At 72.4% G+C, this 15,706-nt stretch carries 14 protein-coding genes and 1 pseudogene; 7 read left to right on the top strand and 8 right to left on the bottom strand.

All coding sequences use genetic code 11. From position 1 onward, the window contains the following. Window positions 1-62 precede the first annotated feature (62 nt). Together ACZ4V1_RS08495 and ACZ4V1_RS08490 are read right to left on the bottom strand one after the other, a co-directional pair. Complete coding sequence (locus ACZ4V1_RS08495) at window positions 63-890, bottom strand: MOSC domain-containing protein (protein ID WP_468331359.1); 828 nt, start codon at window positions 888-890, stop codon at window positions 63-65. Window positions 891-932: 42 nt separating this feature from the next. Next, the gene (locus tag ACZ4V1_RS08490) at window positions 933-1,373 is read right to left on the bottom strand and encodes a DUF6643 family protein (protein ID WP_279563018.1); all 441 of its coding nucleotides are present in this window, start codon (window positions 1,371-1,373) and stop codon (window positions 933-935) included. Window positions 1,374-1,673: 300 nt separating this feature from the next. Between ACZ4V1_RS08490 and ACZ4V1_RS08485 the strand changes: the two genes are divergently transcribed. Further along, a complete protein-coding gene (locus ACZ4V1_RS08485; protein ID WP_468331356.1) occupies window positions 1,674-2,978 on the top strand; it encodes a TerD family protein in 1,305 nt (434 codons plus the stop codon). Window positions 2,979-3,000: 22 nt separating this feature from the next. On the opposite strand, the gene ACZ4V1_RS08480 is transcribed toward ACZ4V1_RS08485, so the two are convergent. Then, window positions 3,001-4,212 carry a glycosyltransferase gene (locus tag ACZ4V1_RS08480; protein ID WP_468331353.1) on the bottom strand — a complete coding sequence of 404 codons (1,212 nt, stop codon included), beginning with the start codon at window positions 4,210-4,212 and terminating at the stop codon, window positions 3,001-3,003. A gap of 39 nt (window positions 4,213-4,251) precedes the next feature. Between ACZ4V1_RS08480 and ACZ4V1_RS08475 the strand changes: the two genes are divergently transcribed. Both ACZ4V1_RS08475 and ACZ4V1_RS08470 read left to right on the top strand, forming a co-directional pair. Beyond that, entirely contained in the window at window positions 4,252-5,037 is a 786-nt protein-coding gene (locus ACZ4V1_RS08475) for a glutamate racemase (protein ID WP_468331350.1), read from the top strand. Window positions 5,038-5,116: 79 nt separating this feature from the next. Next, entirely contained in the window at window positions 5,117-5,659 is a 543-nt protein-coding gene (locus tag ACZ4V1_RS08470) for a hypothetical protein (RefSeq protein WP_468331347.1), read from the top strand. Window positions 5,660-5,832: 173 nt separating this feature from the next. Here the strand turns inward: ACZ4V1_RS08470 and ACZ4V1_RS08465 are convergent. Further along, a pseudogene (locus ACZ4V1_RS08465) lies at window positions 5,833-6,019 on the bottom strand (O-antigen ligase family protein); the annotation flags it as partial. Between the two features lie 88 nt (window positions 6,020-6,107). Here ACZ4V1_RS08465 and lnt point away from each other — a divergent pair. The 4 genes from lnt (at window position 6,108) to ACZ4V1_RS08445 (ending at window position 11,258) form a co-directional block, all read left to right on the top strand. Then, the gene (lnt, locus tag ACZ4V1_RS08460; protein ID WP_468331344.1) at window positions 6,108-7,721 is read left to right on the top strand and encodes an apolipoprotein N-acyltransferase; all 1,614 of its coding nucleotides are present in this window, start codon (window positions 6,108-6,110) and stop codon (window positions 7,719-7,721) included. Between the two features lie 68 nt (window positions 7,722-7,789). Further along, window positions 7,790-8,269, top strand: coding sequence for an NUDIX hydrolase (locus ACZ4V1_RS08455; protein WP_468331341.1), 480 nt, complete (start codon window positions 7,790-7,792; stop codon window positions 8,267-8,269). Window positions 8,270-8,324: 55 nt separating this feature from the next. Continuing rightward, window positions 8,325-9,125: a 3-hydroxybutyrate dehydrogenase gene (locus ACZ4V1_RS08450; RefSeq protein WP_468331337.1), complete on the top strand. Its 801-nt coding sequence runs from the start codon at window positions 8,325-8,327 to the stop codon at window positions 9,123-9,125. Between the two features lie 132 nt (window positions 9,126-9,257). Then, window positions 9,258-11,258, top strand: a complete 2,001-nt coding sequence (locus ACZ4V1_RS08445; protein WP_468331335.1) for a helix-turn-helix domain-containing protein — start codon at window positions 9,258-9,260, stop codon at window positions 11,256-11,258. A gap of 42 nt (window positions 11,259-11,300) precedes the next feature. Here the strand turns inward: ACZ4V1_RS08445 and ACZ4V1_RS08440 are convergent, their stop codons facing one another. The 4 genes from ACZ4V1_RS08440 to ACZ4V1_RS08425 form a co-directional block, all read right to left on the bottom strand. Continuing rightward, window positions 11,301-12,701, bottom strand: coding sequence for an MFS transporter (locus ACZ4V1_RS08440; RefSeq protein ID WP_468331332.1), 1,401 nt, complete (start codon window positions 12,699-12,701; stop codon window positions 11,301-11,303). A 711-nt stretch (window positions 12,702-13,412) separates the two neighbouring features. Beyond that, window positions 13,413-14,228, bottom strand: coding sequence for an IclR family transcriptional regulator (locus ACZ4V1_RS08435; protein ID WP_468331329.1), 816 nt, complete (start codon window positions 14,226-14,228; stop codon window positions 13,413-13,415). A 47-nt stretch (window positions 14,229-14,275) separates the two neighbouring features. Further along, the gene (locus ACZ4V1_RS08430) at window positions 14,276-14,725 is read right to left on the bottom strand and encodes a MarR family winged helix-turn-helix transcriptional regulator (protein WP_468331327.1); all 450 of its coding nucleotides are present in this window, start codon (window positions 14,723-14,725) and stop codon (window positions 14,276-14,278) included. Window positions 14,726-14,822: 97 nt separating this feature from the next. Further along, window positions 14,823-15,689 carry a fumarylacetoacetate hydrolase family protein gene (locus ACZ4V1_RS08425; RefSeq protein ID WP_468331324.1) on the bottom strand — a complete coding sequence of 289 codons (867 nt, stop codon included), beginning with the start codon at window positions 15,687-15,689 and terminating at the stop codon, window positions 14,823-14,825. Between the last annotated feature and the right edge of the window lie 17 nt (window positions 15,690-15,706).

Here is a 15,706-nt window from a genome sequence, read left to right as displayed (position 1 = left end):
GGCCGCGGAGCCGGTTCCGGGATTCCAACCGGTGTCCGGAACCCGCCCCGGGAAACGGGGCGTCACTCGACGATCCGCACCGGGTCGCCGACCCGGACCGTGCCGCGGGCGGCGGGGACCAGGTTCTGCCCGAAGACCAGCTTGCCGTTGACGCTGCGGTGCCGCCCGAGGCTGTGCAGGGGTTCTCTGCCACGCCCGGCGGTGCCCTGGTCGGTGGTCGTCACGACGCACCGGCCGCACGGCTTGGCGACCCGCAAGGCGACCTCGCCGACGGTGATGCGGGACCAGCCGTCCTCGGCCCACGGGCCGGTGCCGGAGACGACCAGGTTCGGCCGGAAGCGGTTCATGGGCAGCGGGCCCTCGTCCGCGTGCGCGCCCTCGGCGATCAGGGAGTTGAGGGCGTCGAGGGAGGCCGTGGTCACGAGCAGCAGTGGGAAGCCGTCGGCGAAGGAGACGGTCTCGCCCGGCCGCGCGTACTGCGGGTCCACGGGCCGGCGCGTGGCGGGGTCGTCCAGGTACACCAGCCGCACGTCCGCGCCGAGGAAGGCGCTGCACCAGGCGTGCGCCGCCTCGCCCTCCGCGGGGAGCGCCTCGACCTTGTCGCGGAAGAGCTGCGTCACGAACGTGCTCCCCGCACGGGGGACCGGCACGGTGAGCGGCTCCCGGCCGGGCGCGGACAGCCGGACGCCGCCGCCGGGCAGAAGCTCGGCGGCGGCCAGGGCGAGGCGCGGCTGCCGTCGTTGCGTGACGACCCTTCCCCCGTGGTCGATCAGCATCCAGCGGCGGTCTCCGGTCAGCCCCCAGGGCTCCACGACGGCCTCCCGGAGCGACAGGCTCCGCAACGCCTTGACCGGATGGACGTGGATCGACTGCAGTCGCGCGTTCCCCATGAGGTCATCGTGCCAGGCGGCACCGACGACTCCGGGAACGGCTCAGTAGCCGCGGTACTGCTGCTGGTTGTACGGATCCTGATACGGCGCGGGGGCCGGCCGGGGAGCCGCGGGACGCATCGCCTCGTACCCCGCGGGGCCGGGCGCGGCCGGGCGGGGCTGCTGCGGCTGCTGGGGGCCGGGGTACCCGCGCGGCGCGGTCGCCTGGTGCGGGATGTACGCGGCGGGGGCCTGTTGCAGCGGGGCGGGCTGCGGCGCCTGCTGCGGGTAGCCGTAGGAGGGCTGGGACGGGCCCGCCGGGAGGGCGGGCAGAGCCGACGGGAGCGCGGGCAGGTGACTGCCCGGCGCGTCGTAGGCGGCGGGGACCCGGATCGGGGCGATCTGCGGGGTGCCCCGCTCGGCCACGAGCGAGTCGTAGATCGGAGTGTCCGGGAAGGAGGCGGAGTAATAGCCGCCGCCATAAGTGGAGCGGGGGGAGGTCATGGCACATAAGTTAAGCCCACGATGTGCTGGTTGGGGAGACCGATAAGAGGGTTGTTTTCCGTGTCCGCGGTGACGTGGGATCCCCAATGTGAGCGAACTTGGCAAAATGGGGCATCGCGCAACGCGATCTAGCGGTAAAGGCCGAGTTCCGGGCGGGTTACCGGCGGTTGGCCGCGCGTCTCCCGCACTCCTCGTGGGGGAGGGGCGGGTGACAGGGGGAATAGGTTGGGCGCGGAAAGCTTGGCGAACCGCCGGGACGCAGCCCGGTTCGGTGACACGTGAATGGGGGCGGACATGTCAATGTCGAAGGGATCGAACACCCCGGTGCCGACGACGGCGCTGCGGGTGGAACTGGGCTGGCGGTCCGGCCCCGGCGTGCCCGACGCGGACGCCTCGGCCCTGCTCCTGGTGGGCGGGAAGGTCCGTTCCGACGCGGACTTCGTCTTCTACAACCAGCCGGCGCACTCCTCCGGCGCGGTGAGCCACGAGGGCAAGCGGAACGCCGGCGACCGAGTGACCGACAGCCTGCTCGTCGACCTCGCGCGCGTGGAGCCCGCGATCGAGACCGTGATCCTCGCGGCCTCCTCGGACGGCGGGTCGTTCGGCAAGGTCCCCGATCTGTACATCGAGGTCCGCGACGCCGCGCGGAACACCGTGGCGGCCCGCTTCGACAATCCGGGCGCGACCGTGGAGACGGCCTTCGTGCTCGGCGAGTTCTACCGCCGCCAGGGCGCCTGGAAGTTCCGCGCCGTCGGCCAGGGATACGACAGCGGGCTCGAGGGTCTGGCCACGGACTACGGCATCTCGGTGGACGAGCCGCAGCAGGCGAGCCCGGCCGCCCCGGCGGCCCCGCCCGCGCCCCCGGCCCCCACCGTCACCACGCCCCCTCAGGCACCCCCGGCCCCGGCCGCGACACCACCGGCCGCCGCCCCGCCGTCCCCACCGGTGGCGCCCTCCGCCGAGCCGGTCCGCCTGACCAAGGTCACGCTCACCAAGGCGGCGCCCTCGGTCTCGCTGACGAAGCAGGGCGGCACCTCGGGTGCCATGCGCGTCAACCTCAACTGGCAGGTGCGCAAGCAGTTCTCCGGCTGGGCCCGCAAGCTCGCCCGTCCGGTGGCCATGCACGACGACCTCGACCTCGACCTGTGCTGCCTGTACGAACTCACCGACGGCAGCAAGGGAGTCGTCCAGGCTCTCGGCAACGCCTTCGGGTCCCTGCACCAGCCGCCCTTCATCCACCTCGACGGCGACGACCGCACCGGCGCCGTGTCGACCGGCGAGAACCTCACCGTCAATCTCGACCACAAGCAGCACTTCCGGCGCGTCCTCGTCTTCGTCACCATCTACCAGGGGGCCCGCTCCTTCGCCGACCTGCACGCCACGGTCACCCTCCAGCCGCAGTACGGCGCCCCGATCGACTTCTCCCTCGACGAGTGCACGGTCCCCTCGACGGTGTGTGCCCTCGCGCTGATCACCAACACCGGCAGTGACCTGGTGGTCCAGCGTGAGGCCCGCTACCTGGTGCCCGACCGCGGGGTGAGCCCGCAGCGGACGGTCGACCACGCCTACGGATGGGGCATGAACTGGACCCCCGGCCGCAAGTGAACGCCCTCGCCGGCGCGGGCGCTCAGCCCTCGTCCGGCACGGCGTCCGGACGGGCGTAGGTGCGGCCCTTCCAGGCCGCGCCGCGCCCCCGGTAGTGCCGCACCGCCGAGTCGACCGTCATCAGGAGGTACAGGAACGCGGTGAACGGCAGCAGCGGAGCGAGCCAGAGCGGCTGCCGGTAGTGGCGCAGCATCGGCACGTACGTCCCCGCCATCACCAGCCAGGCACCGCCGCCGAGGACCGCCGCCGCCGTACTCCCCGCCGCCGCCCCCACGAACACCGACACCGGCGGCACGATGTACACCAGGACCAGGCCGACGACCGTTCCAACGAGCACCAGGGGGTTGTGCCGCAGTTGCGCGTACGCGCTGCGCGAGACCATCCGCCACAGGTCGTGCAGCCGTGGATACGGGCGCACACTCGCCACCCGGTCGGCCAGTCCCAGCCAGACCCGTCCGCCGCCGCCCTTGACCGCCCGGGCGAGGGCCACGTCGTCGATGACGGCGTTCCGGATCGCGTCCGGGATCCGCGCCCGCTCGGCGGTCTCCGCGCGCAGCAGCACACAGCCGCCCGCCGCTGCCGCCGTCCGCGTATCCCTCGAGCCGATCCACCGGAAGGGGTACAGCTGCGCGAAGAAGTAGACGAAGGCCGGCACCACGAGCCGCTCCCACACGCTCTCCACCCGCAACCGGGCCATCTGCGAGACGACGTCGAAACCGCCGGTGCGGGCGGCCGCCACCAGCCGGCGCAGGCTGTCCGGCGCGTGGGCGATGTCGGCGTCCGTCAGCAGCAGGTACTCGGGCTCACGCGCGCGTGTCAGGTCGATACCGTGCCGCACCGCCCACAGCTTGCCCGTCCAGCCGGCGGGCGGATCCCCCGGCGAAGCCACGGTGAGCGGCAGACCCTCCTGCCGCCGGGCCAGCTCGCACGCCAGCCCACCCGTGCCGTCCGTGCTGCCGTCGTCGATCAGGAAGACCTCCGCCCGCCCCGGATAGTCCTGGGCGAGCAGCGACGGCAGACTGTCGGGCAGGACCGCCGCCTCGTCACGCGCCGGAACGACTACGCACACGGAGGGCCAGGCGCCGGGCTCCTCCCGGTCCGGCAGCCCGACGTCCGTACGCCAGAAGAAACCCCGGGCGAGCAGCAGCCACAGCCAGGAGGCGAGGGACAGGGCGGATACGACAGTCACGACGGAAGTCCACGCTTCGGCGCTCACGTGCGCAGTCTGCCCCACGGCACCGGCCCGCGGCGGCGCATCGTCTATGGTGGCCGGGTGAAGATCGCGCTCATGGACTCCGGAATCGGTCTGCTGGCGGCCACCGCCGCGGTACGGCGCCTGCGACCGGACGCCGATCTCATCCTCTCCCTGGACCCCGACGGCATGCCCTGGGGCCCGCGCACCCCCGAGGACCTGACCGAACGGGCCCTCGCGGTCGCCGAGGCCGCCGCCGCGCACCGTCCGGACGCCCTGATCGTCGGCTGCAACACCGCCACCGTGCACGCGCTGACCACGCTGCGCGCCCGGCTGGAGCCCGCCCTGCCGGTCATCGGCACCGTCCCGGCGATCAAGCCCGCCGCGGCCGGCGGCGGCCCCGTGGCGATCTGGGCGACGCCCGCCACCACCGGCAGCCCCTACCAGCGCGGGCTCATCGAAGCGTTCGCCGGCGACGCGAAGGTCACCGAGGTGCCGTGCCCGGGGCTCGCCGACGCGGTCGAGCACGCGGACGAGACCGCGATCGGCGCGGCCGTCGCCGCCGCGGCCGCCCTGACACCCGACGCCGTGACGACCGTCGTCCTGGGCTGCACCCACTACGAACTGGTCGCCGAACGCATCCGTGCCGCCGTTCAGCGTCCCGGCGCCCCGCGCCTCGTCCTGCACGGCTCCGCCGGTGCGGTCGCCGCCCAGGCGCTGCGCCGGATCGGCGCCCGTCCCGACCCCGGCGCCCCGGCCGAGGGCACCCTCACCGTCCTGCTGAGCGGACGAGAGGGAACGCTGCCCGCGCCCGCGCTGGCCTACGACGAGGGCCGGCTCCTGCGCGCGGTCACCCCCGCCCGCTGACCGGCGGGTCCGCCCGGTCGGCCCAGTCACCCTGTGCGACGAGGTACCCGCACAGCGAAACATGAGTAATCTCGTATCCATGAGGCATCGCCGCGGCGAGACCACCCCCCAGCCGGACGTCTGGACCGGACGCGCCACCAACCGGGTCCAGTGGCTCCTGGCGCTCATCGGCGCCGCCTGCATGGCGCTCGGCATCGCGCTGGCCGTCGACTCGGCCTGGGAGTCCGGCGTCGCCCCGCTGGCCATGGCGGTCGTCGGCTGCATCGCGGCGGGCCTGCTGGTGCTCTTCGGCACGCTGGCGTTCGTGCACGTCGCGCTGAGGGTCGACGACGAATGCCTCGAAGTGCGCTGCGGGCACATGGGCCTGCCCCGGCGCCGCATCCCCCTCTCCCACGTCGCGGGCGCCGAGTTCGCCCCGCACGTCACCCCGCGCCACTGGGGCGGCTGGGGCTACCGCTGGCGGCCCGAGAAGGGCACCGCGGTCGTCGTACGGCGTGGGGAGGGCGTCATCCTGCGGCTGTGGGACGGCCACACCTTCACGATCACCGTGGACGACGCGGAAGTGGCGGTCCAGGTCATCAAGGACCGACTGCGCCCGAAGGCACCCGGCCCGGCGCACTGAGCGCCGCGGGATTCCGGGCGGGGGAGGTGCGCCGACCCGTTCCGCCCTCCCTCCCGCCACCCGAGACCCGCGCCACTCTCCCGCCGGTACCAAAGGCCCCGCCAGCCACCCGGACAGCCGGTCCCCCCGCGGCCGCAGGCCGCCGTCCGCACGCACCGGCGAATCGTCGGCGACGGGGCGGCCGTGGCCAGGCCCGCGAGGCATCCCGCGCCCACCGACACCGCGGTGAAGCTCAGCGCGTTGCCGACGGCGGCGATCGCCGCGAGCCCGGTGGGGGCCACGCCGGGCTCTGAGAACGACCGGTGTGGGGCGCGACGAGCGCCACAGGGTGTACAGCATCCAGCCGAAGGCCGTGCCGAGCGAAACGATGCGGCACAGGCCGCCAGGGCTCCCGGCGGCCTCCGACCGTGCTGTCCGCGGCGCGGTCACCCGCCGTACACTCCGGGGGGTGACAGCCACCGCAACCTCCGTCGGCGAGTCGGACCGGACGCAGCCGCAGACCACGCCCGCCTCGCGGGTCGCCGCGCTGCTCCCGCGCCTCCTCCCGGCCGCCGCCGCCGCGCTCTCCGGAGTGCTGCTCTACGTCAGCTTCCCGCCGCGCACCCTGTGGTGGCTGGCCCCGCTCGCCTTCACCGCCTTCGGCTGGGTGCTGCGCGGCCGCGGGTGGAAGGCCGGACTCGGCCTCGGCTACCTCTTCGGCCTGGGCTTCCTGCTGCCGCTGCTGGTGTGGACCGGTGTGGAGGTCGGCCCCGGCCCCTGGCTCGCCCTGGTCGCGATCGAGGCGCTCTTCATCGCGCTGGTCGGCGCGGGCGTCGCCGCCGTGTCGAAGCTGCCGGCCTGGCCCCTGTGGGCGGCGGCGCTGTGGATCGCCGGAGAGGCCGCACGCGCGCGCGTGCCCTTCGAGGGCTTCCCCTGGGGCAAGATCGCGTTCGGGCAGGCGGACGGCGCGTTCCTGCCGCTCGCCGCGGTCGGCGGCACACCGGTACTCGGCTTCGCGGTCGTCCTGTGCGGCTTCGGCCTCTACGAGGCCGTGCGCCTGGCCGTCCGGGCGCGCCGCACCCGAGAGGTGCGGCGGGGGACGGCGGCGGTGGCCCTCCTCGGTGTGGCGGTTCCCGTCGCCGGTGCCGTGGCCGCCCTGCCGCTGGTCAGCGACGAGGCGGAGGCCGGCACCGCGACCGTCGCCGTGATCCAGGGCAACGTGCCGCGCGCGGGCCTCGACTTCAACGCCCAGCGCCGGGCCGTACTCGACTACCACGCGCGCGAGACGGACCGTCTGGCCGCCGAGGTCAGGGCCGGCGAGGTGGACCGGCCCGACTTCGTGCTCTGGCCGGAGAACTCCTCGGACATCGACCCGTTCGCCAACCCCGACGCCCGCGCGGTCATCGACCGGGCCGCCAAGGCGATCGGCGCGCCCATCTCGGTCGGTGGCGTGGTGGAACGCGACGGCAGGCTGTTCAACGAGCAGATCCTCTGGGACCCGGACAAGGGCCCCGTGGACACGTACGACAAGCGGCAGATCCAGCCGTTCGGCGAGTACCTCCCGCTGCGCTCGCTCATCGGGGCGATCAACGACGACTGGACCTCCATGGTCAGCCAGGACTTCAGCCGGGGCACCGAGCCCGGGGTGTTCACCATGGCCGGCACCAAGGTGGGGCTCGTCACCTGTTACGAGGCCGCCTTCGACTGGGCAGTGCGCTCCGAGGTCGCCGACGGCGCCCGGATGATCTCCGTGCCCAGCAACAACGCGACGTTCGACCGCAGCGAGATGACCTACCAGCAGCTCGCCATGTCCCGCGTCCGCGCGGTCGAGCACAGCCGGACCGTCACCGTGCCGGTGACCAGCGGGGTCAGCGCCATCATCATGCCGGATGGGAGGATCACCCAGAAGACCGGCATGTTCGTCGCGGACTCCCTGGTCCAGGAGGTGCCCCTGCGCTCCTCCGAGACGCCCGCCACCCGGCTGGGCGTGGGGCCGGAGATCGCTCTCCTGCTGGTCGCGGCCGGCGGGCTCGGCTGGGCCGTCGGCGCCGGTGTGCGCGGGCGACGCGCCCGCGGCGTGTAGCCGTACGCCCGCCGCACGCCCCGCGACCTCGGCGGAGACGGCCCGACCGGCCCGTTAGGGTCGTGCGCATGGCTACTCCCGACTTCATCCGCGACCTGCGCGCCTCGGCCGGACACCAGTTGCTGTGGCTCCCCGGAGTCACCGCCGTCGTCTTCGACGACGAGGGCCGGGTGCTGCTGAACCGACGGGCCGACAACGGGCGCTGGTCACTGATCGGCGGCATCCCGGAGCCGGGGGAGCAGCCGGCCGCCTGCGCCGTGCGCGAGGTCGAGGAGGAGACGGCCGTACGGTGCGTCGTCGAGCGGGTGGTCCTCGTCCAGGCGCTGGACCCGGTCACGTACGACAACGGCGACGTGTGCCAGTACATGGACATCACCTTCCGCTGCCGGGTCAGCGGCGGCGAGGCCCGGGTCAACGACGACGAGTCGCTGGAGGTGGGGTGGTTCGCGGTCGACGCGCTGCCGGACCTCAAGGAATTCGGGCAGGCCCGGGTCAAGCAGGCGCTGTCCGACGCACCCACATGGTTTGACCCCACTGGTTCGCTCTGAAGTATGGGGCGAGCCCATATGGGGGGGTGGGGCGGGCGCTGCCTAGGGTCGAGTCATGACCTCGCCCCGTGTCCTCCCGGCCCCCCACGCCTCCCCGCTCGACCTCGGCGGCCGTACCGCCCTCGTCACCGGCGCCGCCGGCGGCATCGGCCGTGCCTGTGCGCAGCGGCTGGCCGCAGCGGGGGCCAAGGTCAGAGCGGTCGACCGGGACGCCGCCGGGCTGGACGCCCTCGCCGAGAGCTGCGGGGACCTCGCGGGCAGCGTCGAACCCCACGTCCTGGACCTGACCGACCTGGACGCCGCCGAACTCGCCGCCGCCGGCACCGACATCCTGGTGAACAACGCCGGTCTGCAGCTGGTGCGTCCGATCGAGGAGTTCCCGCCGGACGTCTTCCACACCGTGCTCACCGTGATGCTCGAGGCCCCCTTCCGCCTCATCCGGGGCGCCCTGCCCCACATGTACGGGCAGGGCTGGGGCCGCGTCGTCAACATCTCCTCGGTCCACGGCCTGCGCGCCTCGGCCTACAAGGCGGCCTACGTCTCCGCCAAGCACGGCCTGGAGGGCCTGTCCAAGACCGCCGCCCTCGAAGGCGCCGCTCACGGCGTCACCTCCAACTGCGTGAACCCCTCCTACGTGCGCACCCCGCTCGTGGAGAAGCAGATCACCGACCAGGCCCGGGCGCACGGCATTCCCGAGGAGCAGGTGCTGACCGACGTACTGCTGCGGGACAGCGCCGTACGGCGGCTCATCGAACCGGAGGAGGTCGCCGACGCCGTGGCCTACCTGTGCGGCCCGCAGGCGTCCTTCGTCACCGGCACCTCACTCGTCCTGGACGGCGGCTGGACCGCGCACTGACCGGACCGCGTACTGACCGGACCGCGTACTGAGCAGGGCGGCGGCCCGTGCACCGAGCCCGGAGGCGTCCTCGGCGGACCGGGTTTTCCACAGGGCTGCCGGGACGACCGCGCGATGGGGAATCCTGTGAGCATGTCCCGCGATCACGTGCAGTCCGCCGAGCGCCTCGCCCAAGGTGCCGGAGCGCCGGCCGGCGACGCCGAGCCGTCGCTCCGCGATGCCGGCGACCCCGTGCACCGGGCGCCCGCCGTCGTCGAGGCGCCGTTCCTGGAGCTGCTGGCCCGGGGCGCGTCCGCCGACGCCTACGAGCAGCCGGTGCTGCTCGCCCGCGCCGAGGGAGGACCGGCCGAGCGGATCGCCGCGCTCGACCGGGCGAAGAAGCTCGCCCTGCGCGTGCGCTCCGAACTGGAGGGCCGACGCAGGCGTGAGGCCGAGTTGTCGGCACTGTTCGAGACGGCCCACGACCTCGCCGGGCTGCGCGACCTGGACGCCGTCCTGCGCGCGATCGTGCAGCGGGCCCGCTCGCTGCTCGGCACCGACGTGGCCTACCTCAGCCTCAACGACCCGGACCGCGGCGACACCTACATGCGCGTCACCGAGGGCTCGGTCGCGGCCCGCTTCCAGCAACTGCGGCTCGGCATGGGGGAGGGGCTCGGCGGCCTCGTCGCCCAGACCGCCCGCCCCTACGTCACCGACGACTACTTCGAGGACGCCCGCTTCCAGCACACCCGCGCCATCGACGCGGGCGTACGCGACGAGGGCCTGGTCGCGATCCTCGGCGTACCCCTCATGCTCGGCCACCACGTCATCGGCGTGCTCTTCGCCGCGGACCGGCGCGCCCGCGTCTTCGAACGCGAGCAGATCGCCCTGCTCGGCTCCTTCGCCGCCCTCGCGGCAGCCGCCATCGACACCGCGAACCTGCTCGCCGAGACCCGCTCGGCCCTCGCCGGCCTGGAGCGGGCCAACGAGATCATCCGGGACCGCAGCGCAGTCATCGAGCGTGCCTCCGACGTCCACGACCGGCTCGCCGAGCTCGTCCTGCGCGGCGGCGGTGTCCACGACGTCGCCGCCGCCGTCTCCCAGGTGCTGGCCGGCACCGTCGAGTTCACCGAGGCCGCATCGACGCCGGCGCGCGCCCTGGAGACGTCCCGGGCAGAAGGCCACGCCGTGCGGCACGAGGACGACTGGATCGCCGCCGTCGCCGCCGGCGACGAATTGCTCGGCGCCCTCGTCCTGCGCGGCCACCCCGGGCTCGACCCCGTCGACCAGCTCACCCTGGAACGCGCCGCGATGGTCACCTCCCTACTCCTGCTCGCCCGGCGCTCCGCCGCCGAGGCCGAACAGCGCGTGCGCGGCGAGCTGCTGGACGACCTGCTCGACGCCCGCGACCGCGACCCGCGCCTGCTGGGCGACCGCGCCCGGCGGCTGCGTGCCGACCTGGACACCACCCACGTCGTACTCGCCGCCCGCCTCGCCGCCACCGCACCCGACGCCGACCAGGAGGCGGACGCGCGCCGACGCCTGTGGGCCGCCGCCTCCCACCTCGCCGCGACCCGGCACGGCCTGGCCGCCGCCCGGGACGGCGGCACCGTACTGCTGCTGCCCCTGACCACCGGGGACGGTGCCACCGACTTGGCCCGCCGCACCGCCCGGCAACTCGGGACGGCCGTCCACGAGGCCGTCACCGTCGGCGCCTCCGCCCCCGTGGAGGACCTCGCCGCTCACCCCGACGCCGTGGCCGCCGCCTACACCGAGGCCAGACGATGCCTCGACGCCCTGCGCCTGCTGGGCCGCTCCGGGGACGGCGCCGCCGCCGAGGACTTCGGGTTCCTGGGGCTGCTGCTGGCCGGGGAGCAGAACGTCTCCGGCTTCGTCGAGCGCACCATCGGCCAGGTCGTGGCCTACGACGAGCGACGCGGCACCGAGCTCCTGCGCACCCTCGACGAGTACTTCGCCTGCGGCATGAGCCCCGCCCGCACCAAGGACGCCCTGCACGTCCACGTCAACACGGTCGCCCAGCGCCTGGAACGGGTGGGCCGCCTCCTGGGCGAGGACTGGCAGCGCCCCGACCGCGCACTGGAAATACAACTGGCCCTCAGACTCCACCGGTTGTCGCTCCCGGCACAGCACTGACCCCCGCACGCACGGGCGTACGAGGGCCGGTGGCGGGACAGGTCACCTGGTGCGCGCCCCCGGTACTCGGGAGGCACCCCCCTCGGCTCCCTTCTCGTCCCGGCCCCTGTTCCCGGTGGAGGACGACGTGATCTCGTTGAGGTCTCGATGCCGGGTCTCCTTCGCCACGCCCACGGCGATCAGTGTCAGCACGACGGCGGCGACGACGTAGAGGGAGATCGGGGTGGAGCTGTCGTACTCGGCCAGCAGTGCCGTGGCGATCAGTGGCGCGGGGGCACCTGCCGCGACGGAGGCGAACTGGGCGCCGATCGAGGCACCCGAGTAGCGCATCCGCGTCGCGAACATCTCGGAGAAGAAGGCCGCCTGGGGTGCGTACATCGCTCCGTGCAGCACCAGGCCCACGGTCACGGCGAGGAGCAGACTGCCGAAGTCACCGGAGTCGATCAGTATGAAGAACGGGAACATCCACAGGCCGACACCCGCCGCGCCCAGCAGGTACACGGGGCGCCGGCCGATCCGGTCCGACAGCGCGCCCCACGCCGGGATGACCGCGAAGTGCACGGCCGAGGCGATCAGCACCGCGTTGAGCGCGGTCTGCTTGGAGAGGCCGGCCGAGGTGGTGGCGTAGACGAGGATGAAGGCGGTGATGACGTAGTAGCTGATGTTCTCCGCCATCCGCGCGCCCATCGCGATCAGCACGTCACGCCAGTGGTGCCGCAGCACGTCGACCAGCGGAAGCGGCTCGGCGTCCGCCTTGCGCGTCCGTGCCTGCGCCAGCGCCTGCTTGAATACCGGCGATTCATCGACGGACAGACGAATCCACAAACCGACCATGACCAGCACTCCGGAGAGCAGGAACGGGACCCGCCAGCCCCAGCTGTCGAACGCGGAGTCCGAGAGCACGGCCGTCAGCAGCGACAGCACGCCGGTCGCGAGCAACTGCCCCGCCGGCGCCCCGGTCTGCGGCCACGAAGCCCAGAACCCGCGCCGCCGCGCGTCCCCGTGCTCGGACACCAGCAGCACGGCTCCGCCCCACTCACCGCCGAGTGCGAAACCCTGGACGAGCCGCAGCACGGTCAGCAGCACGGGAGCGGCCGTCCCGATGGTCGCGTGCGTGGGCAGCAGGCCGATCGCGAAGGTCGCCCCGCCCATCATCAACAGGCTCAGCACCAGCAGCTTCTTGCGCCCGAGCCGGTCACCGTAGTGCCCGAACACCAGGGCCCCCAGCGGCCGCGCGGCGAACCCGACGGCGTACGTCAGGAACGACAGCAGCGTGCCGACCAGCGGGTCGGAGTCCGGGAAGAACAGCTTGTTGAAGACGAGGGCGGCTGCGGTGCCGTAGAGGAAGAAGTCGTACCACTCGATGGTGGTCCCGATGAGGGAAGCGGCGACGATGCGCTTGAGGTTGTTCGGGGCTGGTGGAGCGGCTGCGGGCGACGACATCGGCACCACTTCCTGGGGTGTGACGGGGACGTTTGCGTGTCGCCACACCGTAGGAATCCGCAGGTCAGGCGCACATGTGGCGGGGCAACATAGTTCGGGAGTCGGCTATGCGTGCGGCCACCATGCCGACTCATGGGAAGGCGTCTCAGGGGCTCGATGGTGATCGAAGCGAGTGCTGTCCGGGACACGCAGTTCAGGGTGATTCGACGATGCGGTGCTGACTCCCGTGCTGGTTCGGTGCTGGCTAAACGCCCACGTCATCACCTGTCCTCACCTGTCCTCACCTGTCCCGTGCTGACTTGGTGCTGACTACGCTCCGTTGAACTCGGGCCTCTGGGATTGATCGACTCAGAGTCGTTGCATGGCAGGCGACCGGACTGAGAGACCGAGTCCGGCTTTGCCCCTCAGCCGCCGTCGGCGTGGGCAAGGCGCTGTGTCTGGGCGCGGTACATCCTTGTCCCAGGAGGCTCTTCGTCTGCTGGTGGTACACGTCTGACCTCGCTCCTGACCTGCGACCAAGAGTGGAAACGTCGAGTGCCAGGCTGATTCGGTCCGCACCTGGTCCGGATCTCGATGAGTGGTACGTGGTGCTAGCGAGTGGGCCGCGGTACCACATGGCACAGGTTGTAGAGACCGTCCAGGGACGTCTACGGCAGTCCAGCGCGGGCAGGAAGGTGCAGGTCAGAACGTCTTGGTCCGGGACGATGTCCTTCAAAGGTCGGGCGTGTCAAAAGCTCGCGAAATGGCGCGGCCGCATGAGCGGACCAGATCGGCGAGCGCTCCGACGGAGGTGGACCCGTGCCGGACCACCACGGAGACAGCTGCGGTCACCTCGCCGTCGTCGGTGGTGACGGGCGCGGCGACGGAGAGGGTGTCGGTGGACAGTTGCCGGTCGCTGACCGCGTAGCCGCACGTGCGTGCCTGGGCGAGGACCGCTCTGAGCCGGCCGCTGTCGGTGAGCGTGAGCGGGGTGTGCCGGGGTATCGTCCGCGCGAGAGCCTCTTCCTGAACGGCTGCCGGCGCGTGAGCGAGCAGCACCAGTCCCGCCGCAGTCGTGGTGATGCCCAGCCGTCCTCCTACTCGTGTCAGCGTGGGCACGGCACAGCTCGGCGCGATGCGTTCGATGAAGACCACCTCGCTCGCGTCACGGACGGCGAGCTGGACGTTCTCACGGACGTGGGAGGAGAGGTCTTCCAGGTAAGGCAGTGCGCGCTCGCGCAGCCCTTGACTGCGCGGAGCCAAGGACGCGACCTCCCACAGCCGCAGCCCGATGCGGTAGCGGCCTTGCGCGTCGCGTTCCAGAGCGCCCCACACGAGCAGGTCACCCAGCATGCGGTGCACGGTGGACACGGGCAGACCTGATCGCCGGGCCAGCTCGCTCAGGGACAGGTGAGGACGCTGTGCGCTGAAGGCACCGAGGATGCGCAGAGCCCGGCCGATGACGGGCCCTGTCGCGGTGGCGGACGAGGATCCGGCTTCCTGCGGGGAAGGGGAGGAAGGCGCGCTGCGCAGGGCGTGACGGGTCAAGGCGTGAGTCCTTCCTCGCTACCTGGACGTCCCGCGCTTCACCTAGCTCACGGGCCGTCGCTGAGTGCCTCGGCGTCCAGCGACGCGATCTTGCGAAGGACGTCGACGGCCAGCTTGCGTTCGTCACCGGGAAGCGCGTCGAGCAGTTGCTCGTTGACGGCTTCGGCCGGACGGATCAGGGAGTCGAGTAGTTCGGCTCCCTGATCGGTGAGGCTCAGCAGGGTCCGCCGACGGTCCTCCTCGTCGCGTACCTGACTGACGTAGTGCTGCTCGGTCAGCCGGCGGACGATGTGGTTGACCGTCGAACGGTCCAGTGAGGTGAAGCGCGCCAGGGTGCGCTGGTCGATGCCGGGGTCACGGCTGAGGGCGTTGAGGACGGCGAACTGCTGGGAGGTGATCTCCCTGGACACGTGCCGGTACCACAGGGCGGTGTGCACCTGTTCCGCGCGTCGGATCAGGTGCCCGACGTAGTTGTGCAGTTCCAGTGCGCGCGCCACAGTCTTCCGTCCGTCTGTCGCCGGGGTGGTGCCGGCCGGGGACGGCCGGTGTGGGGAGTCTACGAGTGCCGGCACCACCCCGGCGACGACCGCGTGGTCAGCGACTGCGGCGGCCGGGGCGCTGGTCGTAAGGAAGAGCACGGGAGCCGTCGACACCGACTTCCAGGCGACCGACCTTCTCGATCTCCAGGACCACGCGGTCTCCGTGGCTGAGCGGTCCCACTCCGGCCGGGGTGCCGGTCGCGATCACGTCGCCCGGGTGCAGGGTCATGACGGAGGAGGTGTAGGCGATCAGTTCACGGACGCCGAAGATGAGGTCCGCCGTGTTGGTGCGCTGCCGGGTGGTGCCACCGACGTCGCAGCGCAGGTCGAGGGTGTCTGGGTCCGGGATCTCGTCGGCGGTCACGATCCAGGGGCCGAGCGGGGTGAACGTGTCGAAGGACTTGCGGGTGGAGCGGTCCTCGTCGGAGCGGACGGTGATGTCCAGGACGCAGGTGTAGCCGAAGACGTGGTCCAGGGCTTCGTCCCTGCTCACGTGCGAGGCGGTGCGGCCGATGACGACGCCCAGTTCGCCTTCCTGGTCGATGCGCTTGTCGGAGTAGGGGAGGAGGATGTCCTGGCCCGGGCCGATGACGGAGGAGTTCGCCTTGAGGAAGACGCCCAGGTCGGCGACCGAGGTGGTGTACTCCATCTCGGCCTTGTGGTCGAGGTAGTTGACCGGCGCGCCGATGATCTTCCCGGGGCGGGGGAGCGGGGCCTCCAGGACCGCTTCGGCCAGGGGGATGCGGGGCCGGCCGGCTGGTTCGAAACTGGCCGTCTCCCCGTCGGCGGCCGCCTCGACGTACCGCTGGAGCGCACCGACGGGGCCGGCGGTGTCGGCTCCGGCGACCTGGTCGGTCACGTCGACGAGGTCGTCACCGACGACGAGTCCGAGGCGCCCCTTGTTGAACAGTGCCAGACGCATGCTGGCCTCCTTGTGGG

The organism is Streptomyces sp. NPDC028991, assembly GCF_055564775.1.
This window is presented reverse-complemented; position numbering and strand designations above follow the sequence as displayed.